The following is a 26,004-nucleotide window of genomic DNA, read 5'->3' on the forward strand; positions in this document are numbered from 1 at the left end:
CTCCGTAATGGGCGCGGCAACGCGGATCGTCAGCGTACCGGCGGCGAATATTGCAGGCCGCCCTTGCTCCAGAGATTGTTCAATCCGCGGGCGATCCCGAGCCGGGACCCTGCGCCGACATTACGGTCGTGGGATTCGCCGTAATTGCCGACCTGCTTGACGATCTGCATCGCCCAGTCGTTCTTCAGGCCCATCGGCTCGCCGAACTTGCCCTCGCTGCCCAGCAGACGGCGCACCTCGGGAGAGCCGGAGGCGGCGAGCTGGTCGGCATTGGCGGAGCTGACGCCGAGTTCTTCCGCAGCAACCATCGCAAAATAGGACCAGCGGACGATGCTGTTCCAGGCCTCGTCGCCCTGCCGCACGACCGGCCCGAGCGGCTCCTTCGAGATCAGTTCGGGCAGGATCACGAATTCTGCCGGGTTGACCAGCTTCAGCCTGTAGGCCGACAGCGCCGAGACGTCGTTGCTGAAGACGTCGCAGCGTCCCGACTCGAAGGCCTTGGCAGCCTGATCGCCGGACTCGAAGCTGACGGACTCGTATTTCATGCCGTTGGCGCGAAAGAAGTCGGCGATGTTCAGTTCCGTGGTCGTACCGGTCGGCACGCAGACCGACGCTCCGCCAAGCTCCTTGGCGGAGCCCGCGTTGAGCGACTTGCGGATCATGAAGCCCTGGCCGTCATAGTAGTTGATTCCGGCGAAGCGCAGGCCGAGCTGCGTGTCACGCGAGAGCGTCCAGGTCGCCTGGCGCGAGAGCACGTCGATTTCGCCGCTCTGCAGCGAGACGAACCTGTCCTTCGGGCTGAGGGGGATGAATTTGACCTTGCTCGCGTCGCCCAATGTGGCGGCGGCCACGGCCCGGCACAGGTCGACATCGAATCCGGTCCAGCGACCTGCCTCGTCCGGGACGGAGAAGCCCGCCACACCCGGGCTGACGCCGCAGAGCAGCTGACCGCGCTCGCGGACCTTTTCGAGTGTGCCGGCCTGGGCGGAAACCGCCAGCGCCAGAGTGAAGCCCAAGGCCGTGGTCAAGCGAGCGTTCATGTGATGGTCCTCCCCATTTGTCTTCGGTGGTGGGCGATCCATCGGCCGACCACAACGGGGTTCTTTGCTCGTTTCATTGTTTGAAACGGTGAGCGCCGCGCGCGCCATTTCACAATGCGAAATGCGCGGAGATCGCCATGCCGCGCCGACGCCGGATGCGATGATGGTTCATCCCAGCCGCTCGATCCCGTGCCCGAGTCCATGCAGAACACGCCCCATAATTCCTTCCGGCGCCGCTTGCTCGATCGCGAGTCCTTGATCGGCAGCTTCATCAAGACACCGACCGGCCACGCCATCGAGATCCTCGGCGGCGTCGGCTTCGACTTCGTCGTCATCGACCAGGAGCATGCTCCCTTCGACCGGGGCTCGACCGATGTGGCGCTTCTTGCGGCCCGGGCTGCCGGGGTCGCCGGGGTCGTGCGTGTTCCGGTGCTGTCGCATGACGCGATCCTCTCGGTGCTGGATTGCGGCGCGGTCGGCGTCCTGGCGCCGCATGTCTCGAGTGTCGCGCAGGCCCGTATCCTTGCTGCCGCCTGCCGCTATCGGGGCGGTGCGCGCGGTTTTTCGGGCGTGACCCGGGCGGGTGGTTACGGCGGCTTGAAGATGTGGAACCATGTCGATGCGGCCGACGCCGTTACGGCCGCCATAGCGATGATCGAGGATCCCGCTGCACTCGACGAGATCGACGCGATCCTCGCCGTCGATGGGCTCGACGCCGTCTTCATTGGCCGCGGCGACCTCACGGTTGCTTTCGGTGCGCCGACACGGGACGCGCCTGTCGTCCGCGATGCGGTGGACAGGATCATCACCGCAGCGAAACGGGCGGAGAAGCCGGTCTGCGTCATGACCGACGGCGCCGATGAGGCCGCCGAGTTTGCCGAGCGCGGTGCAAGCGCCTTCATCGTCTCGTCCGACCAGGGCTTCCTGAGGAAGGCGGCCGGCCACGCATTCAACGAGATGTCGGCGATGAAAACCCGTGCTTCGTAGGCTGCTGTCGGCTGAACTGGAGAGATTTTCGATGTTCCACCCCACCGACCCCCGCGCCAAACTCGCGACCGGGGCGCCCGCCAAGGCTTCTCCCGTTTCGGCCTATGCCGGCGCGGATTATGCGCGCTTCTATGCGCAGGAGCCGCAGGAGGCCGGGCCCGATGCCCGCACCTGGATCGCGCGCGGGCAGAATTTCATTGTCGCTTATTCGGAGGTGCGCGCCGGGGCGAGCCTGGCGCGTATCGGCCAGCCGGACGAGTATTGCGTGATCCTGCCGGACGCAGGCATGGGCGCGTCCCTCTCTGCCCGCGGCGAGAGCCTCGCCGCGCCGGGCGCATCGATCCTCTTCGTGCCGCCGGGAGATTCCGAGGTCACGGCGACGAGCGATGGCCGCGTCATCCGGATCTTCTCCACTGCTGCGGCCGATCTGGCGGCGGCCTGCTCCAATGCCTCGTCCTATGCCCAGCCGCACGCCAATGTCGCGCTCCTGGAGCCTTGGCCCGAGCCGCGCGACGGCTGGAAGCTGCGGCGCTACAGCCTGGAAGGCGAGGGAGGCGAGAGCCGCTTCGGCCGGATTTTTCGCTGCACGACGCTGATGGTCAACATGCTCGATCCGCGGCTCGGGCTGCGCGACATCACCAAGCTCTCGCCGCATCACCATGACGATTTCGAGCAGGGCTCGCTCGTCATCGACGGCGCCTACATCCACGATATCCGCTGGCCCTGGACGCCGGATATGAGGATCTGGCGCGAGGACGAGCACGAGTTGATGGCGGCTCCGTCGCTGACGGTCATCCCGCCGCCCTCGATCCACACGTCCCGGTCGGTGCTGCCCGGCCTCAATCAGATGATCGACATCTTCTCCCCGCCACGCATGGATTTCTCGGAAAAGCCCGGTTGGGTGATCAACGCCGCAGATTATCCAATGCCTGGCGAAACGCCCTGAGGACTTCAGCATGCTTCTGGACAAGGCCCCCCAAATCGACCGTGCCCGGCAGGTCGCGGATCTGCTCGTCGGTGCGGTCGACCTGCACTGTCACAGCGGACCCGCGGCGATGCCGCGCATCCTCGACCATCATGAGGCGATGCTCGACGCGGCCTCCGCGAAGTTCCGCGCGCTCGTCTACAAGGACCATTTCTACCTCGGCACCTCGCATGCCGTGATGCTGGAGAAGCTCTTCCCCGACAATGGCTTGAAGCTGTTCTCCGGCGTGGCGCTGAACAATGCCTCGGGTGGGTTCAATCCGCATGCCGTCGACCACTGCATCAAGATCGGCGGCAAGATCGTCTGGTTGCCGACTCTCTCGGCCGCGAACCATATCGCGGTCCTGGCGTCAGGCGCCGTCAAGACCTTCCCAAAGACCGCGGGGAAGATGCTGGATGCACTGCCACTCACCGCGCTCGATGTGAGCGGCAATGTGACGGACGCGGTCAAGCAGATCCTCGACCTGATCGCCGAGGGGGATATCGTTCTCGCGGGCGGCCACCTCCATGCCTCTGAACTCCACCTCGTGTTCGAGGAGGCGCGTGCGCGCGGCGTCCGCAAGATGATCGTCAACCACCCGACCTATATCGTGGGCTGCACGGATGCAGACATCCGCCAACTCGTTTCGCTCGGTGCCTATATGGAGCACTCGATCTGCATGTTCGTCGAAGGGCGCTCGAAGAAATACGAGATGTCGGACCTCGCTCATCTGATCGAGGTCGCTGGTGTCGAGCGCACCTTGCTGTGCTCCGATCTCGGCCTGCTCGGTTCGCCACGCCCGGTCGATGGCTATCGCGAGATCGTCGGTGGCCTGCTCGACCTGCAGTTCGGCGAGACGGACATCAGGTCGATGGTCGGCGGACATGCGGCGACATTGCTGAATCTCGACGCCGGTCCGCCGAGCGCCGCCTGATCCTGAGAACGCAGAAACCCCGGGTGAGCGGTTGCGCTCACCCGGGGTTTTTCTTTGCGGTGAAGGTTTGGATCACCGGGCCGATATCGTATCGGGCCCGATGATCTAACCTTCTGTGTGCTTCGGCTGTCCCGAAAGCCGCAATCCGCGTTTCGGGCTTATGCTCAGTCGAGGGCGATGGCGGCCGTGCGGATGACCTCGCTCCATTTGGCGATTTCCTGTGCCTGCGCCCTCCGGACGACGTCGGGTCCGCCGCCGAGTGAGCGCACGCCGATCGGATCGAGCTTCGCCCGGCCCTCCGCGCTCAGCACATAGTCGTTCACGATCATGCTGATCCGACGCGAGATCGGCTCGGGAAGGCCCTTGGGCCCGACGATCGCATACCAGGAGGAGGCGTTGACGCCCGTCAACCCCGCTTCCGACAGGGTCGGCACATCAGGCAGTTGCGGCGCGCGCTCTTCGGCCGTGACCGCGAGTGCGCGGATGGCTCCGGATTTCACATGTGGAATATAGGGCGGCAAGAAATCGACGGCGACATTGACGATTCCTGCGAGGAGATCGGTCGCAAGCGGCGCAGAACCGCGATAAGGCACATGGGTCATCTGGAAACCGCCCTTGCGCTGGATCAGTTCGCCGGCGATGTGCCCCATCAGGCCGAAGCCCGGGCTTCCGAAGGTGAGCTTGCCCGGATTGGCTTTGCCGTAGGCGATCAGCTCGGACAATGTCTTGACCGGCAGGGAAGGGTGCGTCGCCACCACGACCTGCACATCGCCGATCATGGCGATCGGCTCGAAATCGACGAGCGGATCGAAGCTGAGTGTCTTGTAGAGCAGCTTGTTGGTGACGAGCGGCCCGGACGAGGAGACGAACAGCGTATGCCCGTCCGGGGCGGCGCGCACGACGCTGGCCGAGGCGAGGTTGCCGCCGGCACCAGGCTTGTTCTCGACGATGAAACCTTGCCCCAGCTCTGCGCGGAGCCTCTCCGCCAGCAGGCGCGCTACGACATCGGTGGCCGCGCCGGCCGGGAAGGGGACGATGATGGTCACCGGCCGTGCCGGCCAGCTCTGACCGAGCGCGCCCCGCGTGCTCGCCAGAGCACCGAGGCCGACGAGCGACGCCGCGAACGCGCGGCGAGAATACAATGACATGGTGGCTGTTCCTCCGGAGCGTCAACCGATCGTTCGGCGCGGTTGTGCCCCGGAACTATGCGCGGCTTCCTGGCGATGGAGGTTGGGAAGGCAGCCTATTTCTCATCCTGAAACGCGACGCCCATTGATTGGGACAGCGCCTTGAGTTGCGTCTCGATGCTTGCCGCCGCCTTCTTCAGGGGATGGATGATCCGCGCGCGGTCATCGGGCGTCGCCACGACAGACCGGAAGAAGGTGACGCCGAAGGTCGCGAGCACGCGCTCGCCCAGCATGATGGGAACGGCAATCGTCGCTGACGTGCGCGGCTCGACGGCGGGATCGCGCTCGGTGTAGCCGCGCCAGCGCGCCTGGGCGATCAGCCGTTCCAACTCCTCGTCGCCGAGACCGCTGTTCTCGGGGTCCGGGGAAGCCAGCATTGCAGTGCGCACGATCGTACGCTCCTCTTCGGGACAGAATGCGAGATAGGCCCGCCCGAGCGCCCTCCCTCCCAGGCTCAGCCGATGGCCGAGTGTTGCGTGGAACGGGGAAATCGGACTGTCGGGTATGGTGCTGAAACGCACGATCACGGCGTCGTAGTCGAGGACGCAGACGGCGCAGGGCCATTTGATTTGCCGGGTAAGGGCCGTCGCCCAGGGGCGCGCGGCCTCGATCACCATCGGCGCACCGTGGAAGCCGGCGCTCAACCGGTTCACGCCGGAGGTCACCTGATACCCCCGCACACGGCTGTCGCGCATGATATAGCCGGTGGCGATGAGCGTTTCGAGGAGCCGCACGATCGTCGGCTTGGGCAGGCCCGTTCGCCGATGGAGATCGCCGACCGTGGCCAATCCGCTGCGGTTGATTTCGGCGAGAAGGTCGAGCGCCTTGACGACGGACTGGACGGGCGTGAACGAGGGCAAGAGGCGGTCCCAGCCAGACGGATTGTTATGCGTGATGCTGGGGCATCCGCCTGCTCGTTGCCAAGGAGACCTGTTGCCCGAAGCGATGTCAAACGCTGGTGTCAGCCATCGAGCGTGAGGACGACCTTGCCCACCTGTTCGCCGGCGTCCATCAGGGCATGGGCGTCGCGCACATCGCGCCAGTCGAAGGTTGCGCAGATGTGGTTGCGAATGCGTCCGCTCTCGAGCAACGGCCAGACATGGGCGACAAGCTCCGACGCGATCCGCCCCTTATAGGCGGCCGGGCGTGGGCGCAGGGTCGAACCCGTCAGGGTCAGGCGACGCCGGACGATGTTGCGAACGTTGACTTCCGCCATCTGGCCGAGATGGCTGGCGATCAGTACGACTCGGCCGTCGGGCGCAAGCAGCTGCAGCTGCTTCTCGGTGTAGGGGCCGGCCTGCGCGTCGAGTGCGACGTCGACCTGCTCTGCGCCGATTGCCGCAATGATTTCGGCCGCCCAGTCGTCGCGATAACTGACTGCGTGATCGGCGCCGATCTGCCGGCAGATGTCGAGCTTCGCGGCTGTCCCTGCCGTCGCGATCACGCGGGCCTGCCGCAAGCTCTTGGCGATCTGGATCGCTGCCATGCCGACGCCGCTGGTGCCGCCTTGCACGAGCAGCGTTTCCCCTTCCGCGAGCCGTCCAAGCCAGATCACATTGTTCCAGGCGGTGAAGAAGGCCTCCGGCAGTGCGGCAGCTTCAGTGAAGCTCGCTCCCTTCGGCATGGGCATGCACTGAACCGCGGGCACGGCGCAGAGCTCGGCATATCCTCCGCCATTGGCGAGCGCGCAGACCGCGTCGCCCGTCCTGGGCCATTCCACCTCCGCGCCGACGGCCTCGACGATGCCTGCAACGTCAAGGCCAGGCAGGTCGGTCGCGCCGGGCGGTGGCGGATAGAGCCCGCGCCGCTGCTGCACATCCGGGCGGTTCACGGCCGCAGCCCGGACCCGGATGAGGACGTCATTGGGGCCAAGCGCAGGGGACGCGCGCTCGCAAAAGGCCAGCACCTCCGGCCCACCGGGGCGGGTGATCTCGATCGCTCGCATCAATTTTTCTCGTCGGTAGGAGAGAGAGCCCGCAGGGCCTGCAGGATCTCCGGCAGGCGCGCCTGGGCCGAGGTCATCAGGCGCTCATAAATGGAGTTGCCATGGGCATCGATCGCAACCGTCACCGGTCCGAATCCTCCCAACCTGATGCGGTTCAGCCGGAACTGCATGATCAGGTCGTTCCAGGCGCTGTCGACGACCTCTTCGACGCCTTCGCTGAGCAGCGCCGACGCGCCGCCGACGAAGGAAAAGTAGATGCAGCCGATCTCGCGCATGGCGTCCGCGCTTTCGCGCGACAATCCGCCCTTGCCGCCGACGGAGGTCAGGCCGAGCCCCCGGATCAAGCCAGGCATCAGGTCGTTGAAGCGGCTCGAGGTCGTCGGATTGACATAATGGTGGCGCCCCGGCCTGCCCCCCACTTCGTCATAGCTGACGCCCATATGAAAGAAGGCGCCGCCCCGCATCGGTGTCGGCATCTCGCGACCGGCGGCGACCTCGGACAGCATCCGCTTCTGCGTGGGCATACCGACTGTCGCCACCGCTTCGCCATCGAGCAGGAAGAGATCGCCGAGCTTCAGATTCCGAGCCGCGGCAGGCGTCAGCGGCAGCTTCAGGCGGGGTAGGTCGAGGGCGCTCATTCGATCCGCTCCACGACACCTGAATTGTGGATCTTCGCGCGTGTCCGCCGGTTGATCCAGCAATTGAAGGAGACTGCGACAGGGGTGAAGCCGTGGCCTGACGCATACTCGATATGCACACCGAAGGTCGTGGTCGAGCCGCCGACGCCCATTGGCCCGAACCCGGTCTGGTTGACCGCCCTTGTCAGGCGCTCCTCCATATCGGCGACCATCGGATCCGGATTGTGCTCGCCGAATGGTCGCAGGGTCGCGTCCTTGGAGAGTTTGGCGGCATGGTCGAAGGTGCCGCCGATACCGACGCCGATCACCACGGGAGGGCAGTGCTGCCCCCCGGCTCGCATCACCATCTCGAGGATACAGCGTTCGATCTCATCGCGGCTCGGGCTGACCAGCGTCTCGATCGCAGCCCAACGGCCTCCGCCGAGCGCCTTCGGCGCGCAGGTGATATCCATGTAGTCGACATCGCCAAGCAGGTCATAGGAGACCAGCGGCATGTCCTTGCCCTTGTAGCTGCGCTCATTTGTCAGCGGATGGGTGACGAAGCGCAGGATCGGCGGCTGGATCGTCTGGACCAGGTGCTCGAAGCCGTCGACGATGGCCTGGCGGATGTCGCCTTGCATGCGGACACCCGATCCGATCTTCACGGCATAGCTCGGAACCCCTGCATCGGAGCACAGGAAACGCCCGGTCCGCTCTGCCGTTTCGGCACTGTCGAGCATGAATGCCAGCGTCTTGCTCGCATGAGGCACGGTCTCGGTCTCGACCGCATTGCGCAGGGCGCTCTTCGATGTCTCCGGGATCCGGCGCAGCGACCAGTCGTAGAGATTGGCCGTGACCTCCTTCACCAGATCATATGTTATTGCCATGCGCCGCTGCCCAGTTCATCTCTGCCCAACCTAGCGGGCCCGGACAGGGGGGCGGTTCAAAGCGCTGGCGTTTCGCACCATGAAATGAGCGCGCTGTGCATACTTTGATATCCAGCCCCTCCTAGGATCGATCGAGTTTCACAGTCACAGGCCTGATGATGTCGCAGATACCAAGCGCCGTTCCGATGCGCGTTGCCGATCTTGTCGCGGAGGTTGCCGCTCTCTTTGCCGGCGCCGGACTCTCTCCCGCCGGTGCGCGCCGTATTGCCGAAGCCCTGGTCGAAGCGGAGCAGCAGGGGCTGAGCTCGCATGGGCTCATGCATGTGCCGCTCTATATCGAACGCCTGCGCAAGGGCTCGGTCTCGCCGCACGATGAAGCTCTCAGCGTGAGCGACCATGGCGCCGTTGCGGTTCTCGACGGCCGCCACATGCTCGGTCATCTGGCCGCCGAGCAGGCCATGACCCTGGCTATCGCAAAGGCCCGGAGTTTCGGGATCGGCGCAGTCGCCGTGCGTCATGGGTTTCATTTCGGTGCTGCCGGCCGCTATGCCGCCCAGGCCGCTGAGGCCGGCATGATCGGGGTCGCGATGTCGAATACGCGGCCGTTGATGCCAGCCCCCGGCGGGGCCGAGCCGGCTGTCGGCAACAACCCGATCGCGATTGCCATTCCGACCGCGGACGAACCTGCGGTGGTGGTCGATGTCGCCATGAGCGAAGGCGCTCTCGGCCGCATTCGCCATCACCAGCAGCGCGGCGAGCCGATTCCGGCGAACTGGGCTGTAACATCGGAAGGGCTTCCGACCACCGACCCTGCCGAGGCGATCAAGGGGCTGCTTCTGCCCACCGGCGGCCCCAAGGGATTTGCCCTCGCGCTTGCGGTCGACATGCTGTGCGGGCTCCTGTCCGGTGGTGCCGTGGGCGCCGAGGTGAAAGCGCTCTACGGCGACGCCGCGCAACCGAATGACTGCTCGTTTCTGTTCCTGACCCTGAATCCGGGCGCTTTCGGCGCTGAGGCCTTGCCGCGCCGCGCCGCAGCCGAGCGGGAGCGCATCAGTCGCGGGCGCCGTGCGCCCGGTGCTGCGGCTATCCGTGTGCCCGGCCAGGCGAAATGGGAGAACGCGAAGCTTCGGCAGGAGATCGTTGCGGTCGATAGCCGGACGCTTGCAGCGTTGAGAGCCAGCGCCATCGGAGGCTGATCAGGGGATTTGGAACCCCTGGCAGTGAACGCGAAAGGGGGGAGCAACCGCTCACCAGAGCCGCGGCCCCTCCATCGTTGAAACGTGAGCCGAGATCACCTTCCAGCCGAGATCGGGGAAGCGCGCCCAGGTCTGGCTCTGCCGGCCGATCATGTCCCGCCCGCGGACCTTGAACTCCAGGTTCACCGTGGCAATGTCCCGCCCCAGAGTGAGAATCTCCAGCCGCAGCCGCTCTTCCTTGATGCCGGGCCCCGGCGGGCGGGCGACGCGGTGGGCGTGGATCTCCGAGAAGCCATAGCCATTCTCATGCAACGCATAGCGGATGGTGTGTGGACTCTCCCAGAATGCGGCATCGAGCATAGCCACATCCTTGTCGATCAGGGCTTGCTCGTAGCGTTCGAACAATGCGCTGATTTCGGCAACGACATCGGGCAAATTCGGGGTCAGGTCGGGCAAGGTGCGGCCTTCATGCGTGGTGCGCCGACGGATCAAGCCGGCCGCTGGCCCCTGTCATCGGATGATCAGAGTTCCGCCCGCTCCCATTTGCATGGGAGCGGGCGGCAAAGCGATGGACCAGATTCGGTCTCAGAGCACTGGACTGCTAGGTGCGGTACCAGCTCGCAAGGTTCCAGGTCGTGACTTCCCAGCCCGAGATATCGGGCACGAGGTTGTTCGCCGACGCGCCGACGATCGTGCGCGACAGGAGCGGCAGGATGATGTTGGCCTCGCAGAAGATCTCGTTGACCTTGATCAGCAGCGCGGCGCGCTTCACCGGATCGAACTCCTTCTGCGCAGCCTTGTAGGCCTCATCTGCTTCCTTGCTGGCGTAGCGCGAGACGTTGCGGCCCAGCCACTTGTTCTCCTTGTTGGCGATCTCCCACGAGGTGAACTGGTTGAGAAAGCGCTCCGGATCCGGCTGCGGCTGCGTCGTGGTGTACATCTCCATGTCGCAGTAGAGCTTGGTGTAAGTGTCGGGATTGGAGACGTCCGAGGAAAAGAACACGGACGCAGTCACCGACTTCAGCTCGAGATCAATGCCGGCGCGCTGGCAGGCCTGCTTGATGATCGCCTGCGTCTTCTGGCGCGGCGCGTTGATCGAGGTCTGGAAGACGTATTTGAGCTTCTTGCCATCCTTCTCGCGGATGCCGTCGGCGCCCTTCTTCCAGCCGGCGTCGTCGAGGATCTTGTTGGCCTTCTCGACGCTGAATTCATACTTCAGTTTCGGCGACTTGAACTGCTTCGGCTCGTTGACGAAGCTCGCCGTCGCGGTGCCGCCGCGGCCATAGATGAACTTCTGGATCGAATCGCGGTCGATCAGCAGGTTGATCGCCTGGCGCACGGCCGGATCGCTCAGCGTCGGGTGCTTGGTCTTGACGCTCGAACGTTCGCCGTCGACCTCGGTCCACGGATCCGTGGGGTTGAGGATGATGAACTCGACGTCGCCACCAGGAACCACCACCACGCGCCCGCGCCCGCCGGTTTCCATGCGCTTGAGGATCTCGTCCTCGACCTGCATGTTCCAGGCATAGTCGTATTCGCCGGTCTGCAGCACGGCACGCGCCGCCGAGACCGCGTCACCGCCGCCCTTGACCTCGAGCGTGTCGAAATGCGGCTTGTTCTTGACGTGATAGTCGGGGTTGCGTTCGCCCGTGAGCAGGTCCCCCGGCTTGAACTCGACGAACTTGTAGGGGCCGGTGCCGACTGGCTTCAGATTGGCCGGGGCTTCGCGCGACTTGGCGCCCTTGTACTCGCCGAAATGATGCTTCGGGATGATCATGCCGGCGACGCCGACGAAAGCATCGGCCCAGAACGGCGTCGGATCCTTGAAGATGATCTTGACGGTGTGGGAGTCGATCTTCTCGACCTTGATGTCCTTGTAGGCGCCGGTCGTATAGGCGGCAGTCGCCGGATCGGCGGCATATTCCCAGGTGAAGACGACGTCGTCGGCCGTGAACGGCTTGCCGTCATGCCATTTGACGCCCTGCTTCAGCTTCCAGATCACTTCCTTGCCGTCGGCAGACACACCGCCATTGGCCTTGGTCGGGATCTCGGCGGCGAGTTGGGGAACGAGATTGCCGTCCTTGTCCCAACCGGCGAGCGGCTCGAAGAAAACGCGCGAGGCGATCTGGTCCTTGGTGCCGCTGGCGAAATGCGGGTTCAGCAGGGTCGGTGCCTGCCAGAGCAGGATCTTCAGCGGCCCGCCGCCACCGGCCTTGGTCGGCTTGTAATCGTCGGCCGATTGGGCCATCGCGACGCCGTTCCAGGCCAGCATCTGGGTTGCGATCGGTGCGCTCAGTCCCAGCGCCACCATTTTCTGCACGAAGGAACGCCGCGACAGGCCACCTTCCTTCACATCCGCGATCAAACCTCGCAGGTCGTGCTCGTTCATAAATACCCTCCGCCGACAGGCCATTGACAATAATCCGGGGGTCTTGCGCCCCCTGCTTTTCCCTCAAGCAGCCGTCAGCAAGGCATGGGCCAGCGAAAGCGTCAACTGGGCGCTGCAGAATGGCCAATGCTGCATGCGTCCTTCGTGCGGGCGTTCATGCAGTGAAGCGTATCGGCGTGGATTGGTTGCAGCCGCAGCAAGCAACGCGGCTTTATGACATGGCTTTGGAGAAGGCTTGGGCCTGCGCCAAGAGGTTGGCAGAGGGCACAAAGATAGACATGCCCCGGACCTGGGGCGCAGGCCGGGACCAGCCGAATGCCATTTCGGGACTGAAACGGCTCCCACCGGCGCGCTGACATTACCCGCGTCGCGGCCTGCGCGGGACGGCGGCCATCCCGGGGCAGTGGACTTCGGAAGAATGCCCGTGATTCGGCGCGCCGCTTCTCCACCTCTGGCGGCTAGGCCGGAAGGGTGTAGGCCGTCTTCACGGTCGTGTAGAATTCCTGCGCGTAGCGGCCCTGTTCCCGGGGGCCGTAGGACGAACTTTTGCGGCCACCGAAGGGCGCGTGGTAATCCGTGCCCGCGGTCGGAAGATTGACCATGACCGTTCCGGCCTCTGCGTTGCGTTTGAAGTGGCTCGCATATTTGAGGCTCGTCGTGCAGATGCCGGCCGAGAGACCGAAGCTCGTATCGTTGGCGGCGGCAAGCGCGGCGTCGTAGTCCTTGACGCGGATGACGGCTGCGACTGGCCCGAAGATCTCCTCGCGAGCGATCCGCATGGTCTGGTCGATCCCGGTGAACAGCGCCGGCGACAGATAGAATCCCGGCGTGGCGCGCGCGAGAACCTCGCCGCCGCAAGCGAGCCGGCCGCCTTCCTCCTGACCAAGGCGGATGTAGTGCAGGTCCTGGTCGAGTTGCCTCTGGTCGACCACGGGCCCGATGGTTGCTTCCGGCTTGAGCGCATCGTCGACGACGAGCCCGTGCATGGCATCGATCAGGCGCTCTACGAAGCGGTCATGGATCTTGTCGGTGACGATCAGTCGGGACGCCGCGGTGCAACGCTGGCCGGTCTGGTAGAAGGCGCTATTGAGCGCACACGCAACCGCCAGTTCGATATCGGCATCGTCGAGCACGACAAGCGGGTTCTTGCCGCCCATTTCGAGCTGCATCTTCTTCATCCGGTCGGAAGCGACGCAGGCCGCTGCGACCTTGCGGCCGGTGGAGACGGAGCCGGTGAAGGAGATCGCGTCCACGTTATCGCTGCGTAGGATCGCTTCGCCGACGACAGGTCCCGATCCCATCACGAGGTTGAAGACGCCGGCCGGGACGCCGGCTCTGGCAAGGATGTCAGCCAGCGCATGCGCGGAGCCCGGCACCAGTTCAGCTGGTTTGAGGACGATGCAATTGCCGTAGGCGAGGGCAGGCGCGATCTTCCAGGCCGGAATCGCGATCGGAAAGTTCCAGGGCGTGATCAGCCCGACGACGCCGACAGGCTCCCGGGTAATGTCGACCTCGACGCCGGGACGCATCGAAGCCAACCTGTCGCCCGCCAGGCGCAGGCACTCCCCGGCAAAGAAGTGGAAGATCTGCCCGGCCCGCACGACCTCGCCGATGCCGTCCGCCAGCACCTTGCCCTCCTCGCGGGAGAGCAGCATCCCGAGTTCGCCCTTGCGAGCGAGGATCTCGTCGCCAACACCCTTCAGGATATCGTGCCGGAGCTGGATCGATGAGCGTGACCAGGCCGCGAAGGCTGTCGCAGCGGCGGCGATGGCGTCTTGCACGTCGGCATGACTGGCCTGGGCGTAGTGGGCGACGATGTCATTGGTGTTCGACGGATTGATGTTGGCGATCGCTTCACTTGCGTGACGCCACTCTCCGCCAATGTAGTTCGGCTGGATCATTGCAGGGACTCGTGTGCCGGCGCGCCGGCAGATGAATGCCGGCGTTGCGCGAGGGGAAGGCAATTGCCAAGGATCAATCGTTGATGATGGCGCGTAGGAAACGGCGGGTGCGTTCCTCGGCCGGGTTCTCGAAGAAGGCGCGGGCAGGGGCCTCCTCGACGATCTGTCCGGCATCGAGCAGCATGGCCCGGCTGGCGACGCTCTTGGCGAACCCGATCTCGTGGGTCACCACGACCATTGTCATATTGTGCTCCTGGTGCACCTTGCGGATGACCTGGAGAACCTCCTCGCGCATCTCGGGATCGAGCGCCGATGTCGGCTCGTCGAACAGCATCAGGGAAGGGTTCATCGCCAGCGCCCTGGCGATCGCCACGCGTTGACGCTGCCCTCCCGAGAGCTGGAACGGGTAGACATTCGCCTTCTCCGCCATGCCGACCTGTTCGAGGAGCTTTCTGCCCTGCTCCGTCGCCATGCGGGGCGGCGTCCCGAGAATCTTCATCGGCGCGATGGTGATGTTCTCGAGCGCCGTCATATGCGGGAACAGATTGAAGTTCTGGAAGACGAAGCCCGTCGACAGGCGAATTTTCTGCAACGTATCGGGATTGGCCGTTTCGACATTGCGCCCGCCCACCGAGATGTCGCCGCGATTGATCGTCTCGAGGCCGTTGATGCAGCGCAGGAGCGTGCTCTTGCCGCAACCGCTGGGGCCGCAGAGCACCAGCACCTCGCCCTGTGCGACGTCGAGGGAAATGCCGTTGAGCACGCTGACGGCGCCATAGGATTTGTGGACGTCGCGAATACGGATGAAGGCCTGAGCCGAGGTCGCCGGCGCGCCCGTCATCAGATCGGTTGCCATTTTTGAAGCCTTTCGAGCATCCGCATGAGCAGGGCGTATCCCCAGATCAGCGCCACATACAGAACGGCTGCGCCAGTATAGAACTCAAGCGGGCGGAAGAATTGGACCGTCAGTTCCTGCGCCCGGAACATGACCTCCGGTACCGCGATCAATACTGTCACGGTCACGTTCTTGATGACTGTGATGTGGACATTGGTGAGGGACGGCAAGGTGGCGAAGAACGCCTGGGGCAATGTGATGTAACGCATCACTTTCCAGCGCGAGAACCCAAGCGATTGTGCGGCCTGGGTTTGCGTGGCCGGGATCGCTTCAAGGCCGCCGCGAAACGCTTCGCAGGCAAGTGCAGCCCCGTTCAGAGACAGGGCGATGATCGAACTCATGGTCGGAGAGAGCGAAATCCCTGTCAGGATCGGCATGACATAGTGGATCCAGATCAGCAGGACCACGACGGGAAGCGTGCGGAACAGGTCCACAAACACAACCGAGGCGCCGCGCAGGAACCAGCGCCGCGACATGCTCATGGCCGCCAGCACGACGCCGAGAATGGTCGTGATGATGATGCTGGGAAAACTCGTCCACCACGCGTGCCAGAGGCCGCCCGCGAGGTAGGGCCCGTATTCGGTCAGAACACCGAATTGAAATGTGTAATTCATGATCTCATCCGACCAGCATTTTACCCGAGCAAACACGATCCATGGCGACGGGGGGCGGATACACCGCGGGCATCCGCCCCCTTGCCAGGTTCGCGGGCTAGCGCGGCCCGACAGCCAGTTCAGGCGGCAGGTTCCACTTCTCGGCGAGGTTGCGGTACCAGCCCCGCAGCTTCATGGAGCGGACATAGGTGTCGAGGAAGACCAGCAGGTCGAGATCGGCATACCGGACAGCGTGGTTCATGCTGGTCCATTCCGTCTGATCGCTGGCAAACTTGATATTGCGCAGCTCGGTCGGGCGCTCCTGAGCGCGCAACTCATTCGAGACGGAATCGCCGATATAGGCCGTCGACCGCCCTTGCATGACCTCGAGCACTGCCGCCCCCGTATCGGAAAGGGGCGTGACCTTCGCCTTCTTGAAGGTGCGCTGGGCATATTGCTGGGCAGCGGTGCCTGAGACCACGGAGAGGACACTGCCCTCCTTGTCCAGGTCCGCGAAGGTCCGCACTGGGCTATCGGCGCGCACCATGGCGGTGGACGAGAGATAGCCGAAGGCCTCTCCAAACGCGACGGCCGTCGCACGCTCGGGTGTCGCTCCGAGCCCACTCATGATGACGTCCCATTTGCCGGCCTGGAGCCCGGCCACGAGGCCGCTCCAGGTCGTATTGACGAGTTCGACCTTGATACCTGTCATCGCCTCGAGATTGCGAATATCGTCGACGATGAGGCCCTCGTACTGGCTCGTCTTCGGGTTCAGCAGAACGAACTTGTTCCAGGGGGCTACTCCGACGACCAGCTTCTTTTCGGATATGATCCGATCGAGCGTGGGGCCTGCGGAGGCTCCGGAAGCAGACAGCGCGACGACCGCCGCGACAGCGGCCGACGCAAGCGCGTTGGCGATGGTTCTCAGCATGCTCTTCCCCTTTTGTATGGCGCTGTTGAACAGATCGGCTCTCGTGAGGTGATCGACCGCATCAATGGACTGCGTCGTGGGCGAGAATGGTCTCGAAGCCGACGATCGGTGCTGTTGCGTTGGGATCGATGACGACGTCGATGACGAAGGGACCATCGGCAGCAAGCCCCCCGGCCAGGGCCGCAGCGATCGCCTCCGGGGCCGTGACGCGCTCACCGCGGCACTTCAGAGCCCGACCGACTTCCGAATAGTCGATGTCGAGAAAGTCGCATTCGAGATAGCGGCCCATCACCTTCTGCTCCCAATGCCGCTGGAAGCCGAGAGTGCCGTTGTTGAACACGACGACGAGAATATCGACGCCGTAGCGGGCGGCAGTTTCGAGCTCGTTGATGACGTAGCCAAAGGCGCCGTCGCCGGTCACGCAGACGACCTTGAGCGATGGGTCGGCCAATTTGGCGCCGATCGCGGCGGGCAGGCTCCAGCCGATTCCACCGGTTCCGCGCGGCGAGAGGATGAAGCGCCCCGAGCCCGGAACGTCGATATGGCTCATGGCCCAGCCGGTGATGTAGCTCGCATCCGTAACGATGAGGGTCCGTTCATCGACCTGTGCCGAGATCTCGGCCAGTAGGCGTTCGGGCCGGATCGGTGTCTGCGCCGACTCCGCGACCGGCCGGAACTCGGCCCTCCACTTCTCCGTCAGCTGATCGATCCGCGCCCTGGTTTCCGGGTTGGTTCGGGCCAGGCCGCGATCAGCGCAATAGGCCATCAGGTCGCGCAGGGTATCGCGGACATCGCCGACCATGGCGATGTCGGTTGCGAAGTTGCGGCCGATTTCAGCCGGGTCGATATCAAGATGGATCAGCTTGGTTTCAGGCTTGGGCAGCGACCAGTCGCTGTAGCAGATCTGGCCGGTGCGCGAGCCGAGCACGAAGACGACGTCGGCCTCGGCGAACAGCGTGTTGGAGATCTGCCCGCGACCATAGCGTCCGCCCGTGGTGGAGCCGAGCGGGCCCGCGGCGAGCGGGTGCGCATCGGCAATGGCTCCGCGCCCGGTCATGGTTGTCGCGACGGGAATGTCGAACAGCTCCGCCAGCATCCGGATTTCCTCTTCGGCACCGGAGATGATCGATCCGCCTCCGGCGATCAGCAGCGGCCGCTGGGCCGTCGCGAGCAGCTCTGCCGCCTTCTCGATGGCTTCGCGGCTCGCCCGGACCCGGTTGGCCGGAAAATGCGTGTAGGCCTGGTCAGCCCAGGTCTGCGCTTCAGCCTCGGCGGCCATGACATCGCCAGGGCAGAGCAGGACCACAGGGCCCGGCCGCCCCGACGTCGCGATCCGGAAGGCCTTGCGCACGGCGTCGGCCGCCTGCTCCGGGGCATCGATCCGCGTCACGTCCTTCACATAGGGCGCAAGAGCAACCGCATGATCGAGCGCGCTGCTGGCGTTCTTGTTCTTGAGCCGCAGCGGGTGGTCCTGGACGAGCGCGATCACCGGCACGGAGGAGCGCTGCGCCTCCAGCAGGCCCGTGATCAGATTGGTCGCGCCCGGCCCGAAGGTGGCGGCGCACACGCCTGGCCGGCCGGTCACTTGGGCATAGCCGTGCGCCATGATGGCCGCATGCTTCTCGTCGCGCACCGTGACGATCCGCGTGAACGCGCGGTCGACGGCGTGGAACACATGGATCGGATCCTCCATGCCGAACAGGCAGGTCACCCCGTAGCTCTTCAGGGTTTCGTAAAGTAGCGCGCCGCCGGTGCCCCGCATGGGTGTCTCCTCTTGACAGTCGAAAAAGTGTTGCTTATTACGCAACATGTTGATTATTTATCGTACGCAGGACATCTGCGCGGCGTCAAGCCGCCAAGCGAGCGCTCATGAAATCGATTGAGAAGGCCGTTAGTGCGCTGCAATTGCTCGTCAATTCTGGAGGCGAGCTGCGGGTTGGCGAAACCAGCCGCCACTTGAAAGTCACGCGCAGCAGCGCCTCGCGCCTGCTGGCTTCGCTGGCGAGCGGTGGGCTGATCGAGCAGGATCCCGCGACGCAGCGCTACAGGGCGGGCATCCTGGCCGTGCAACTGGCTGCCAGCTTTCACCGGAATTTCGATCTGGTGGAACAGGCTCAGAAGGAAATGGAGGAGCTCGCCCGACAGACCGAGCACACGGTATGGTTGGGCGTGCTTTCCGGCACCGAGGTCGTCGTCCTCAAGACGGCGCGCGGCTCGCAGCCGATCCAGTTCACGGTCGAGCCTGGCCACAGGCTGCCCGCGCATGCCGCCGCCATGGGGAAGGCGCTTCTCGCCGTCAAACCGGATGCCGAGATACGCAGTCTCTTTGCTGCGTCGCTCGATCCGGTGACGAAACAGACCCTGGTTTCGATCGACGATCTGCTGCGCGAAGTCGCAATGTCGCGATTGCGCGGCTATGCGATCTCAAATCAGGAGCTTTTCGACGGCGTGAAAGCCATCTCCGTTGCCTTCGAGGACCCGCATAAGGGCATGAACATCGCCATCAGCGTTTCCTACCCGTTGTTTGCCTTCGAAGGCGGCAGCGACCAGTCGGTTGTCGATGCGCTGCTCCTGTTCGCCCATCACTTCGGTGCTCGGGTCGGAGACAAGCGCTGGACGAAGTAAAGGGTGCTCGCATTGAAGGGGCGCCTGAAACGGTCCTCACGACGATCGGGGCAGGCACGTCCTGTCGAAATGGCGCCGGCGCGGTCTGCCGGCCTCGGTGAGGCTCTTCGCCAGGGACGGTCTATCGTTGCTTCGGTCGGCTTTTGTTTTCGCGCCCCTGCGTGATCAGTCGCGAACTTCTCTGGTCGCGGGTGTGAACCCATAGCCAACTCAGGGCCACGCTCACCCGATTGCGGACGCCGATCAGGAAATAGATATGAGCAAGGCCCCATAGCCACCAGGCCAGCGCGCCGCGGAGCTTGAAGAAGCCGAAATCAATCACCGCAAGCCGCTTCCCGATCGTCGCCAGACTGCCTGCATGCTTGTAACGAAACGCGGGTCGCGCATCCTCGCCGCGAAGCCTGAGGCAGATGCCCGATGCGACGTATTTTCCCTGCTGCTTGGCTGCGGGCGCGATGCCCGGAACAGGGCTTCCATCGGGCGCAGTCACGCTGGCCGTGTCGCCAATGACAAAGATCTCCGGCCTGCCGGGTACCGTGAGATCGGCCTCGACCTTGACCCGTCCGGCTCTGTCTGCGGGAGCATCCAGCCAGCCCGCTGCGGGGGAGGCCTGCACACCTGCAGCCCAGATGATCGTCGCCGCCGCAAGCGTCGTGTCGCCATAGACCACCCCATCGGCCGTGCATTGCGACACTGCCTGGCCGAGGAAGATCTCGACGCCGAGTCCTTCGAGGGCGCGATGGGCATAGGCGGACAGGTCGGGCGCGAAGCCGCCAAGCACGCGCGGAGCGGCTTCGATCAGCACCACGCGCGTCGTCCTCCGGGTATCGATGTTGCGGAAATCTTCGGGAAGGGTCGAGCGCGCCAGTTCGGCGATCGTGCCCGCCAGCTCAACGCCGGTGGGGCCGGCTCCGACGATCACGAAGGTGAGCAGTGCGGCCTGTTTCAGCGCATCCGTTTCCCGTTCGGCCTTCTCGAAGGCAAGGAGAATGCGGCGCCTGATCGTCGTAGCGTCCTCGAGGGTCTTCAGACCAGGCGCGAAGGGCTCCCAGTCATCATGCCCGAAATAGGCATGCCGCGCGCCGGTCGCGACGATCAGGCTGTCATAGGCAAGCGTGGATCCGTCATCGAGGATAATGCGCCTGGCCTTGGGGTCGATGTCATTGACGCTGGCCAGCAGCGTCGTGATTTCCGGGCGCTTGCGCAGGAGATGCCGGATCGGCCAGGCGATTTCCGACGTCGCAAGCGAGGCGGTGGCCACCTGGTAGAGAAGAGGCTGAAACAGGTGGTGATTGCGACGGTCAACGATGGTGATCCGAACAGGCGCACCGGCGAGGCGATGGACCGCCTCGAGCCCCCCGAACCCGGCGCCGACCACGACCACATGATGGCGGTCGGAGAATTCATTTTGCGTCGCCACAGAAGGATATCCGAAATGTCCGGCCAGCTTACTAGGAGTAAGCGGCTTTAGGGCGATGCGATAGGGCGAGACTGGCGCATGCAGCCTGTCATTCGGACTCCGCGATCCGATACTGGCTCGGATCGAAGCCGGCTAAGTTCAGGTTCCGCAGAAGGTTGCGAGCACACGCTCATGAGCCGCCGGGGGGCGGGCGTAGTCCTCCGGTCCTGGCTGCTCGTCATAGGGATTTGCCAGAACCGCCAGCAATTCCTCGAAAGGCGCGAGATCCTGCTGTTCCACGGCCGCCTCGATTGCGGCCTCGACGCGATGGTTGCGTGGGATGAACAGCGGATTGACGGCGCGCATCGCCTTCACCCGCTCCGCTGGCGATTTGGCCTCGCGCGCCAGCCGTTGCCGCCACGTGCTCTCCCAGTCGTCGAACTCCGCGGGATTGCCGAACAGGTCGCGGCAAGCGCTCCCTTCGGCAGCCGCAGTTCCATCCGTGCTCAACCGCCGGAACACGAGTGTGAAATCAGCCTTGCCACGTTGCATCGTGTCGAGCAGGGCCTTGATCAGCACGACATCATCCGCCTCATCGGCGAAGAGCCCAAGCTTGCGGCGGAAACCACCGATCAATGCGGCCTGGAACAGCTCATCGAAGCGGTCCAGCGCCTCCTGCGCGAGCTTGACCGCCTGGTCCTGGTCATCAGCCAGCAGCGGGAGCAGCGCTTCGGCGAACCGCGTCAGGTTCCAGCGTGCGACGGGCGGCTGGTTGCCATAGGCGTAACGCCCGCGCTCGTCGATGGCGCTGAACACTGTGCCCGGGTCGTAGGCATCCATGAAGGCGCACGGCCCATAATCCAGCGTTTCGCCCGCAACCGACATGTTGTCGGTGTTCATCACGCCGTGGATGAACCCGATCTGCATCCAGCGGGCGACAAGCGCCGCCTGCACGGAAATGACAGCCTCCAGCAGGGCCAGATACGGTGCTGCGCTGGCGCCGACGTCAGGATAGTGCCGGGCGATGACATGGTCGGCGAGGAGGCGCAAGCCTTCGACATCACTGCGGGCCGCGAAGAACTGGAATGTCCCGATCCTGATATGGCTGGAGGCGACGCGCGTCAGCACCGCTCCGGGGAGCAGCATCTCGCGCCGCACCGTCTCGCCTGTCGACACGGCGGCGAGCGCCCGTGTCGTCGGAACGCCCAATGCAGCCATCGCCTCGCTGACGATGTATTCCCGCAGCACCGGTCCGAGGGCGGCCCGCCCATCGCCCCGACGCGAGAACGGTGTCAGCCCTGCACCCTTGAGCTGGATGTCGCGGCGCCTGCCATCGCGATCGATCACCTCTCCGAGCAGGACGGCGCGACCGTCGCCGAGCTGCGGGCTGAATCCGCCGAACTGATGACCGGCATAGGCCGTGGCGATGGGCTCGGCTCCTTCGGCAATGCGGTTGCCTGCAAGCATCTCGGTGCCGGCGGGACCCGCCAGCCAGACCGGATCGAGACCGAGTTGCTCCGCGAGCGCCGTGTTCAACCGCAGGAGACGCGGCGAACGGACCGCGCTGGGGGTTACCCGGGCGAAGAAGCGCTCGGGGAAACGGACGTAGGAATTGTCGAAGGGGATGGCGGTCATGGGACGTAGATAAGCCTTGGCAGCAACACGGCAACTCTGGCTCTGGCCCTTAGCCTCTCGGGTCAGGCTAAATGCGCCTGATCGGAGCGCCGAGCTGGATGAAATCCTTCTCTCGGCAGGTCAGGATGAGAATCTGCAGGGAACCGGCAGCTTTGTTCAACACAAGGTGCATCCGGTCGAGACGCTCTTCGTCGGTGTTCACCAGGGCGTCGTCGAGGATGACGATTGATGGCTGGCCAGAACCTCGCAGGATATCGGCCAGCGCCAGGCGCGTGATCACCGCTGTCTGCTCTCTGGCGCCCATGCTGAGCTGTCTGAAGGGCTCTTCGACACCAGCGCGCACGAAGTGCTCGATCTCGAGCGTGTCCTCGTTGAGCACGATCTGGCTGTCGGGATGGAGCAGGCGCAGATACGGAGCAACCCGTTCGCGCACCGGGCCGAGCCAGCGGTCCTTGGACTCGCGTTGCGCTTCCGCCAATGTCTCGTAGAGAAGCCGGGCACCATCGGCCTGAGCCTTGGTCGTCGCGAGCTGCCTTTGCCTGAGTGCGATCTGGCCTTCGATCTCGGAGAGCTGCTCGCCCAATCCATCACGGCCAAGCGCCCGAAGTTCGATCTCGAGGTCGCGAGCCTCGCGGGCCGTCTTCTCAAGATCGGCGCGGATATTCTCAGCCGCGTTCCCGGCCCTGGAGAGGGCCAGCGAGGCGGCTTCGGGGTTCGCCTGCTCGAGCGCGCGAATGGCAGCCTGCTCAGCCCCCTTGGCCGCGATATGGGCCGATTGGGCGGCATCAAAACTGGCCTGCAGCTCGGTATCCGAGATCTTGGAGCGAGCCTCGACGAGGTCGCGCCCCTTCTCGCTGGCGCTCGTGATTGCGGCATTCAGGCGCTCGTTCCAGACCGCGGCGTCAAGCGTGGCCTTCTCATGCTGGGCGCGATGCTGCGCCGCGGCGTCTTCGGCGGCCTTCTCGTCCTGGATGGCGATGCGCTGGGCCTCGACTGCCCCGGCGCGGCTCTCCTCTGACGCTTCCTTCGCGTCGATCTCCCGCGCAGCAGACTGGGCGGCGAGCGCGCGCTGGTTCTGGGTCTCTTGCCGAAGGACTTCGAGCCCCCTGGGAGCGGTGGCGCTGATCAGCTTCCTTTGCAACTCTGCTTCGGAGATCGCTTCGCCCTTTTGCAACACTTGCGATCTTGCCGCCTCGAAGCTGGCACAGCCGGTCTTGCGCAGCTCGCTTTGGAAGGCGCGTTCGGCTTCACCAAAGGCTCGCGCGAGATCACCGACACCACCCCCTGGATGGACGACCAATTGGCCGAAGCCTTCGAGCTCGATCGTTGCGTCTCTTGCGAGGAGCAGGGGCTCACTCAGCAAGATTGCCTTGCCGTCCGAAGAGACGTTCTGTTGCGCGTTCGGCTTGAATTCGATCCGGACGCTCGCCGCCTCGAGCCGGGCCCTGGCCTTCGCGAGCTGTTCGCCGGCGCGCTCCAGCGCGTCGATCTCAGCCTTCGTGACGGTGATGGCTGCAGCTGCGGCCAAAGCGGTCATGCGCTTGCCGTCAGCCTCTTCGGCACTCTTGAGATCTAGCTCCAAGCGGGCCAGGAGATGCAGTGCGCGGCCGTGGTCGATGGCCCGCTGGACCGCGGCGAGAACTTCGTCCGCAGCGCTCCGAGCAGCCCGCGCTTGTGCGAGCCTCGCAGAGGTCGTGGCGGTCGCTCGCTCGAGCCGGCTTACGACGCCTTTGGCATCTTCGGCATCGTGAGTGGCCTGGGCCAGCGACGCCCGTGCGGCATCCGACGACTTCACGAGCGCTTGCCGCGCGGCGAGCCGTTCTGTGGCTGCCTCGGTCTCAGCCTTGCAGCGCGTGGCGTCACGGCCGGCGTCAACAACGATCGTCTCGAGCTTCTGAGCCTGTACCATGGCCTCCTGCGCAGAGGCGAAGGCGGACAGGGCTTTCTCGAGAGAGGCGTCCTTGTGATAGCGCGAGACAATCTCGCGCTTCCTTGCGAGGTCGCCGACCTTGCTGTCATGGGCCGCGAGGCGAGAGGAAATCTCTTCGCGACGAGCGGAGAGGGCTTCGACATCGTCGAGCAGCGCCTTGTAGTCACCGCGCGGCTTGTAGCGTTTGTCCCAGTAGGTGCTGCGCCGCGCCTCGGCTGCTGCAATCAGGGCTCTCCCGCGTTCTCCGCCGATGACCTGACCGACTTCGGATTCAAGTGCTGAGGAAAGCGAGTCCCGGCCGGCGCCGACACCGAGCGCTTGATGGGAGAGCCCTTGCTCGACCCAGAGAAGTCCGAATATGCCCTGGTGATCCTGCGGCTTGGAACCACCGCGGCCGGGTGGCGTAAACCCGAACAACTCCGCCAGGCGATCATCGGCTGCGTCGCCGATGTGACGCTCGTTGGCTCCGATCAGCTCGGCCTCGGGCTTCTGGCAGAAGGCCTTGCGAAGCGACCAGGCCTGTCCATCGAGCTCGAAGTCGACTTTGACTTGGGGACGGACATTCTGGTTGTAGGGCAGCATCGCCTGCGCGGCTTCGCCTCCGACGCGGTGACGCTCGAAGAAGGCGGCTCGCAGTGCTGCGAGAATGGTCGACTTGCCGGCTTCGTTGTCACCCGAGATGACGTTGAGGCCATCCTGGAGATCGTCGATGACGACGGATCGGAGCTTCCGGAAATCCTCGATCTCCAGGCGGCGAAGGAACATGGCTCAAGCGCCCTTGGAGAAATGGTCGAGATACATCATGCGAAGCGCCATGCGCGCAGCGCCGGCCTCCGGATCGCCGTCGTTGGTTGCCTTCGCGCGCAGTCGCTCGACCGCGGCACGAACGAAACCGGATTTGTCGAGCGCATCGAGATCATCGGAGGTTGGCTCATCGACCAACGCTCCGTCATCGATCTCGAGATGGTGAAGGCGGGCCTCCCAGGAGCGAAGCTCGCTTTCGAGGCGCCGGCGCTCGGCAAGGCTGACACTGCCTGCCAGCGAGAGCGAGACCACCAGATGGCGATGGCTCGCGGCGAGATCACTGAGCGTTTCGATGGCGCGATCGCATGTGCCGTCGACAAGTTCGACCGCGACCTTGTTCCAGCGAAAGTGCCCGACAGCGACGGTCTCGACGATCTCCGACGCCCGCGGTCCGGGGATGTCGACGACGTAGACCGACCCGGCGTCATTGGCCTTGTGGCGGTCAGGTTCGGGCGTCCCGGAATAATAGGTCCGCTGGGCGATCTTCAAAGCCCCATGCCAGTCACCGAGTGCCAGATAGCAAAGGTTGGCGGTCTCTGATCGATCCTCGGGGATTTCGTTCGACGATTCCGCGGCGCCCGGCAGTCGATTGGCAACGCTGCCATGGGCCAGGCCAATGCGGCATGCGCCATCCGGGGACGGCGCATCGACGAACCAGGTGGTCTGGTCGATCGCCTCTCGTCGGCGGCGCAACGGGGCAGGCAGAACGACAGCCTGACCACTCCAGAGGTCGAGCGGTTCCGGCTTGTCGGCGATGATGACATTCGCCGCCGGGCCCATGGCCTGAATCCGCGTCCAGACACTGTGGGCCAAGGCTGCGTCATGGTTTCCGGGCAGGAATATCCATTGTCCCTTGAAGGCGGAGAGGGCTTCGAGCGTGCGCACGATGGTCCGGTCCGAGACCGAGTTGCTGTCGAAGGCATCGCCTGCAACCAGCACGGCGTCGACCTGTCGCTCATGCGCCAGGCTGGCAATCGTCTCGACGGCCTTGATCCGCTGTGATCGCAGTTCCGCCCCGGGATCGCCGACAATGTTCGAGAACGGCTTACCGATCTGCCAGTCGGCGGTATGAAGAAAGCGAAATGCCACTGCGTCCCCCTGCCAAGTCGCCACCATCGTTGCTGGTCATGAAATTGCAAGCTGAG

Annotated in this window: 22 protein-coding genes; 5 read left to right on the plus strand and 17 right to left on the minus strand. The window is 64.6% G+C overall.

Translation table 11 applies throughout. The annotated features are described in order from the left end of the window. Positions 1-29 precede the first annotated feature (29 nt). Positions 30-1,040: an amino acid ABC transporter substrate-binding protein gene (locus BIWAKO_RS22120; RefSeq protein ID WP_069880477.1), complete on the minus strand. Its 1,011-nt coding sequence runs from the start codon at positions 1,038-1,040 to the stop codon at positions 30-32. 201 nt (positions 1,041-1,241) lie between these two features. On the opposite strand from BIWAKO_RS22120, the gene BIWAKO_RS22125 reads away from it, so the two are divergent. Genes BIWAKO_RS22125 through BIWAKO_RS22135 form a run of 3 tightly spaced genes read left to right on the plus strand, consistent with a single transcriptional unit; the run spans position 1,242 to position 3,925 of the window. Continuing rightward, positions 1,242-2,027 carry an HpcH/HpaI aldolase family protein gene (locus BIWAKO_RS22125; protein WP_069880478.1) on the plus strand — a complete coding sequence of 262 codons (786 nt, stop codon included), beginning with the start codon at positions 1,242-1,244 and terminating at the stop codon, positions 2,025-2,027. 31 nt (positions 2,028-2,058) lie between these two features. Then, the gene (locus tag BIWAKO_RS22130) at positions 2,059-2,973 is read left to right on the plus strand and encodes a cupin domain-containing protein (protein WP_069880479.1); all 915 of its coding nucleotides are present in this window, start codon (positions 2,059-2,061) and stop codon (positions 2,971-2,973) included. 10 nt (positions 2,974-2,983) lie between these two features. Beyond that, positions 2,984-3,925: a DUF6282 family protein gene (locus tag BIWAKO_RS22135; RefSeq protein ID WP_069880480.1), complete on the plus strand. Its 942-nt coding sequence runs from the start codon at positions 2,984-2,986 to the stop codon at positions 3,923-3,925. Between the two features lie 164 nt (positions 3,926-4,089). Here the strand turns inward: BIWAKO_RS22135 and BIWAKO_RS22140 are convergent, their stop codons facing one another. From BIWAKO_RS22140 to BIWAKO_RS22160, 5 genes are all read right to left on the minus strand, one after another. Next, complete coding sequence (locus tag BIWAKO_RS22140) at positions 4,090-5,073, minus strand: Bug family tripartite tricarboxylate transporter substrate binding protein (RefSeq protein ID WP_069880481.1); 984 nt, start codon at positions 5,071-5,073, stop codon at positions 4,090-4,092. 95 nt (positions 5,074-5,168) lie between these two features. Next, on the minus strand, positions 5,169-5,972 hold the full coding sequence (locus tag BIWAKO_RS22145) for a DNA-binding transcriptional regulator (protein WP_069880482.1): 804 nt from the start codon (positions 5,970-5,972) through the stop codon (positions 5,169-5,171). A gap of 101 nt (positions 5,973-6,073) precedes the next feature. Beyond that, complete coding sequence (locus BIWAKO_RS22150) at positions 6,074-7,057, minus strand: NAD(P)H-quinone oxidoreductase (protein WP_069880483.1); 984 nt, start codon at positions 7,055-7,057, stop codon at positions 6,074-6,076. Continuing rightward, positions 7,057-7,695 carry a fumarate hydratase C-terminal domain-containing protein gene (locus tag BIWAKO_RS22155; RefSeq protein ID WP_069880484.1) on the minus strand — a complete coding sequence of 213 codons (639 nt, stop codon included), beginning with the start codon at positions 7,693-7,695 and terminating at the stop codon, positions 7,057-7,059. The genes BIWAKO_RS22150 and BIWAKO_RS22155 overlap by 1 nt, the downstream gene beginning before the upstream one ends. Then, positions 7,692-8,561, minus strand: a complete 870-nt coding sequence (locus BIWAKO_RS22160; RefSeq protein WP_069880485.1) for a fumarate hydratase — start codon at positions 8,559-8,561, stop codon at positions 7,692-7,694. Before BIWAKO_RS22160 ends, BIWAKO_RS22155 begins: the two co-directional genes overlap by 4 nt. A 185-nt stretch (positions 8,562-8,746) precedes the next feature. Between BIWAKO_RS22160 and BIWAKO_RS22165 the strand changes: the two genes are divergently transcribed. Continuing rightward, positions 8,747-9,757, plus strand: a complete 1,011-nt coding sequence (locus BIWAKO_RS22165) for an Ldh family oxidoreductase (protein WP_084651682.1) — start codon at positions 8,747-8,749, stop codon at positions 9,755-9,757. Positions 9,758-9,808: 51 nt separating this feature from the next. Here BIWAKO_RS22165 and hpxZ read toward each other — a convergent pair whose 3' ends face one another. The 7 genes from hpxZ to BIWAKO_RS22200 all read right to left on the minus strand — a co-directional run bounded on the left by hpxZ (position 9,809) and on the right by BIWAKO_RS22200 (position 18,228). After that, the gene (gene hpxZ / locus BIWAKO_RS22170; RefSeq protein WP_244523515.1) at positions 9,809-10,249 is read right to left on the minus strand and encodes an oxalurate catabolism protein HpxZ; all 441 of its coding nucleotides are present in this window, start codon (positions 10,247-10,249) and stop codon (positions 9,809-9,811) included. Between the two features lie 109 nt (positions 10,250-10,358). Then, on the minus strand, positions 10,359-12,146 hold the full coding sequence (locus BIWAKO_RS22175; protein ID WP_069880487.1) for a peptide ABC transporter substrate-binding protein: 1,788 nt from the start codon (positions 12,144-12,146) through the stop codon (positions 10,359-10,361). 458 nt (positions 12,147-12,604) lie between these two features. Then, positions 12,605-14,047, minus strand: a complete 1,443-nt coding sequence (locus tag BIWAKO_RS22180) for an aldehyde dehydrogenase family protein (RefSeq protein ID WP_069880488.1) — start codon at positions 14,045-14,047, stop codon at positions 12,605-12,607. 73 nt (positions 14,048-14,120) lie between these two features. After that, on the minus strand, positions 14,121-14,888 hold the full coding sequence (locus BIWAKO_RS22185; RefSeq protein WP_069882699.1) for an amino acid ABC transporter ATP-binding protein: 768 nt from the start codon (positions 14,886-14,888) through the stop codon (positions 14,121-14,123). Next, a complete protein-coding gene (locus BIWAKO_RS22190; protein ID WP_141740182.1) occupies positions 14,888-15,592 on the minus strand; it encodes an amino acid ABC transporter permease in 705 nt (234 codons plus the stop codon). Before BIWAKO_RS22190 ends, BIWAKO_RS22185 begins: the two co-directional genes overlap by 1 nt. Positions 15,593-15,653: 61 nt before the next feature. Continuing rightward, the gene (locus BIWAKO_RS22195) at positions 15,654-16,466 is read right to left on the minus strand and encodes a transporter substrate-binding domain-containing protein (protein WP_069880490.1); all 813 of its coding nucleotides are present in this window, start codon (positions 16,464-16,466) and stop codon (positions 15,654-15,656) included. A gap of 61 nt (positions 16,467-16,527) precedes the next feature. Then, positions 16,528-18,228, minus strand: coding sequence for a thiamine pyrophosphate-binding protein (locus BIWAKO_RS22200; RefSeq protein WP_069880491.1), 1,701 nt, complete (start codon positions 18,226-18,228; stop codon positions 16,528-16,530). Positions 18,229-18,335: 107 nt separating this feature from the next. Here BIWAKO_RS22200 and BIWAKO_RS22205 point away from each other — a divergent pair, with 107 nt between their 5' ends. Then, the gene (locus tag BIWAKO_RS22205; RefSeq protein ID WP_069880492.1) at positions 18,336-19,091 is read left to right on the plus strand and encodes an IclR family transcriptional regulator; all 756 of its coding nucleotides are present in this window, start codon (positions 18,336-18,338) and stop codon (positions 19,089-19,091) included. A 121-nt stretch (positions 19,092-19,212) separates the two neighbouring features. Here the strand turns inward: BIWAKO_RS22205 and BIWAKO_RS22210 are convergent, their stop codons facing one another. From BIWAKO_RS22210 to BIWAKO_RS22225, 4 genes are all read right to left on the minus strand, one after another. Next, a complete protein-coding gene (locus BIWAKO_RS22210) occupies positions 19,213-20,511 on the minus strand; it encodes an NAD(P)/FAD-dependent oxidoreductase (protein ID WP_069880493.1) in 1,299 nt (432 codons plus the stop codon). A 138-nt stretch (positions 20,512-20,649) separates the two neighbouring features. Further along, positions 20,650-22,125: a protein adenylyltransferase SelO gene (locus BIWAKO_RS22215; RefSeq protein WP_069880494.1), complete on the minus strand. Its 1,476-nt coding sequence runs from the start codon at positions 22,123-22,125 to the stop codon at positions 20,650-20,652. Positions 22,126-22,192: 67 nt separating this feature from the next. Continuing rightward, entirely contained in the window at positions 22,193-24,820 is a 2,628-nt protein-coding gene (locus BIWAKO_RS22220) for an AAA family ATPase (protein WP_069880495.1), read from the minus strand. A gap of 3 nt (positions 24,821-24,823) precedes the next feature. Further along, positions 24,824-25,948, minus strand: coding sequence for a metallophosphoesterase family protein (locus BIWAKO_RS22225; RefSeq protein WP_084652311.1), 1,125 nt, complete (start codon positions 25,946-25,948; stop codon positions 24,824-24,826). Between the last annotated feature and the right edge of the window lie 56 nt (positions 25,949-26,004).

The organism is Bosea sp. BIWAKO-01, assembly GCF_001748145.1.
Classification (GTDB): domain Bacteria; phylum Pseudomonadota; class Alphaproteobacteria; order Rhizobiales; family Beijerinckiaceae; genus Allobosea.

Excerpts from the sequence above, each read along its gene's own strand:
- BIWAKO_RS22155 (WP_069880484.1), bottom strand. The coding sequence starts at position 7,695 with ATGAGCGCCCTCGACCTACCCCGCCTGAAGCTGCCGCTGACGCCTGCC.
- BIWAKO_RS22185 (WP_069882699.1), bottom strand. The coding sequence starts at position 14,888 with ATGACGGGCGCGCCGGCGACCTCGGCTCAGGCCTTCATCCGTATTCGC.
- BIWAKO_RS22130 (WP_069880479.1), top strand. The coding sequence starts at position 2,059 with ATGTTCCACCCCACCGACCCCCGCGCCAAACTCGCGACCGGGGCGCCC.
- BIWAKO_RS22165 (WP_084651682.1), top strand. The coding sequence starts at position 8,747 with ATGCGCGTTGCCGATCTTGTCGCGGAGGTTGCCGCTCTCTTTGCCGGC.
- BIWAKO_RS22200 (WP_069880491.1), bottom strand. The coding sequence starts at position 18,228 with ATGCGGGGCACCGGCGGCGCGCTACTTTACGAAACCCTGAAGAGCTAC.
- BIWAKO_RS22160 (WP_069880485.1), bottom strand. The coding sequence starts at position 8,561 with ATGGCAATAACATATGATCTGGTGAAGGAGGTCACGGCCAATCTCTAC.
- BIWAKO_RS22125 (WP_069880478.1), top strand. The coding sequence starts at position 1,242 with ATGCAGAACACGCCCCATAATTCCTTCCGGCGCCGCTTGCTCGATCGC.
- BIWAKO_RS22180 (WP_069880488.1), bottom strand. The coding sequence starts at position 14,047 with ATGATCCAGCCGAACTACATTGGCGGAGAGTGGCGTCACGCAAGTGAA.
- BIWAKO_RS22135 (WP_069880480.1), top strand. The coding sequence starts at position 2,984 with ATGCTTCTGGACAAGGCCCCCCAAATCGACCGTGCCCGGCAGGTCGCG.
- BIWAKO_RS22175 (WP_069880487.1), bottom strand. The coding sequence starts at position 12,146 with ATGAACGAGCACGACCTGCGAGGTTTGATCGCGGATGTGAAGGAAGGT.
- BIWAKO_RS22195 (WP_069880490.1), bottom strand. The coding sequence starts at position 16,466 with ATGCTGAGAACCATCGCCAACGCGCTTGCGTCGGCCGCTGTCGCGGCG.
- BIWAKO_RS22220 (WP_069880495.1), bottom strand. The coding sequence starts at position 24,820 with ATGTTCCTTCGCCGCCTGGAGATCGAGGATTTCCGGAAGCTCCGATCC.
- BIWAKO_RS22205 (WP_069880492.1), top strand. The coding sequence starts at position 18,336 with ATGAAATCGATTGAGAAGGCCGTTAGTGCGCTGCAATTGCTCGTCAAT.
- BIWAKO_RS22120 (WP_069880477.1), bottom strand. The coding sequence starts at position 1,040 with ATGAACGCTCGCTTGACCACGGCCTTGGGCTTCACTCTGGCGCTGGCG.
- BIWAKO_RS22140 (WP_069880481.1), bottom strand. The coding sequence starts at position 5,073 with ATGTCATTGTATTCTCGCCGCGCGTTCGCGGCGTCGCTCGTCGGCCTC.
- BIWAKO_RS22150 (WP_069880483.1), bottom strand. The coding sequence starts at position 7,057 with ATGCGAGCGATCGAGATCACCCGCCCCGGTGGGCCGGAGGTGCTGGCC.
- BIWAKO_RS22215 (WP_069880494.1), bottom strand. The coding sequence starts at position 22,125 with ATGACCGCCATCCCCTTCGACAATTCCTACGTCCGTTTCCCCGAGCGC.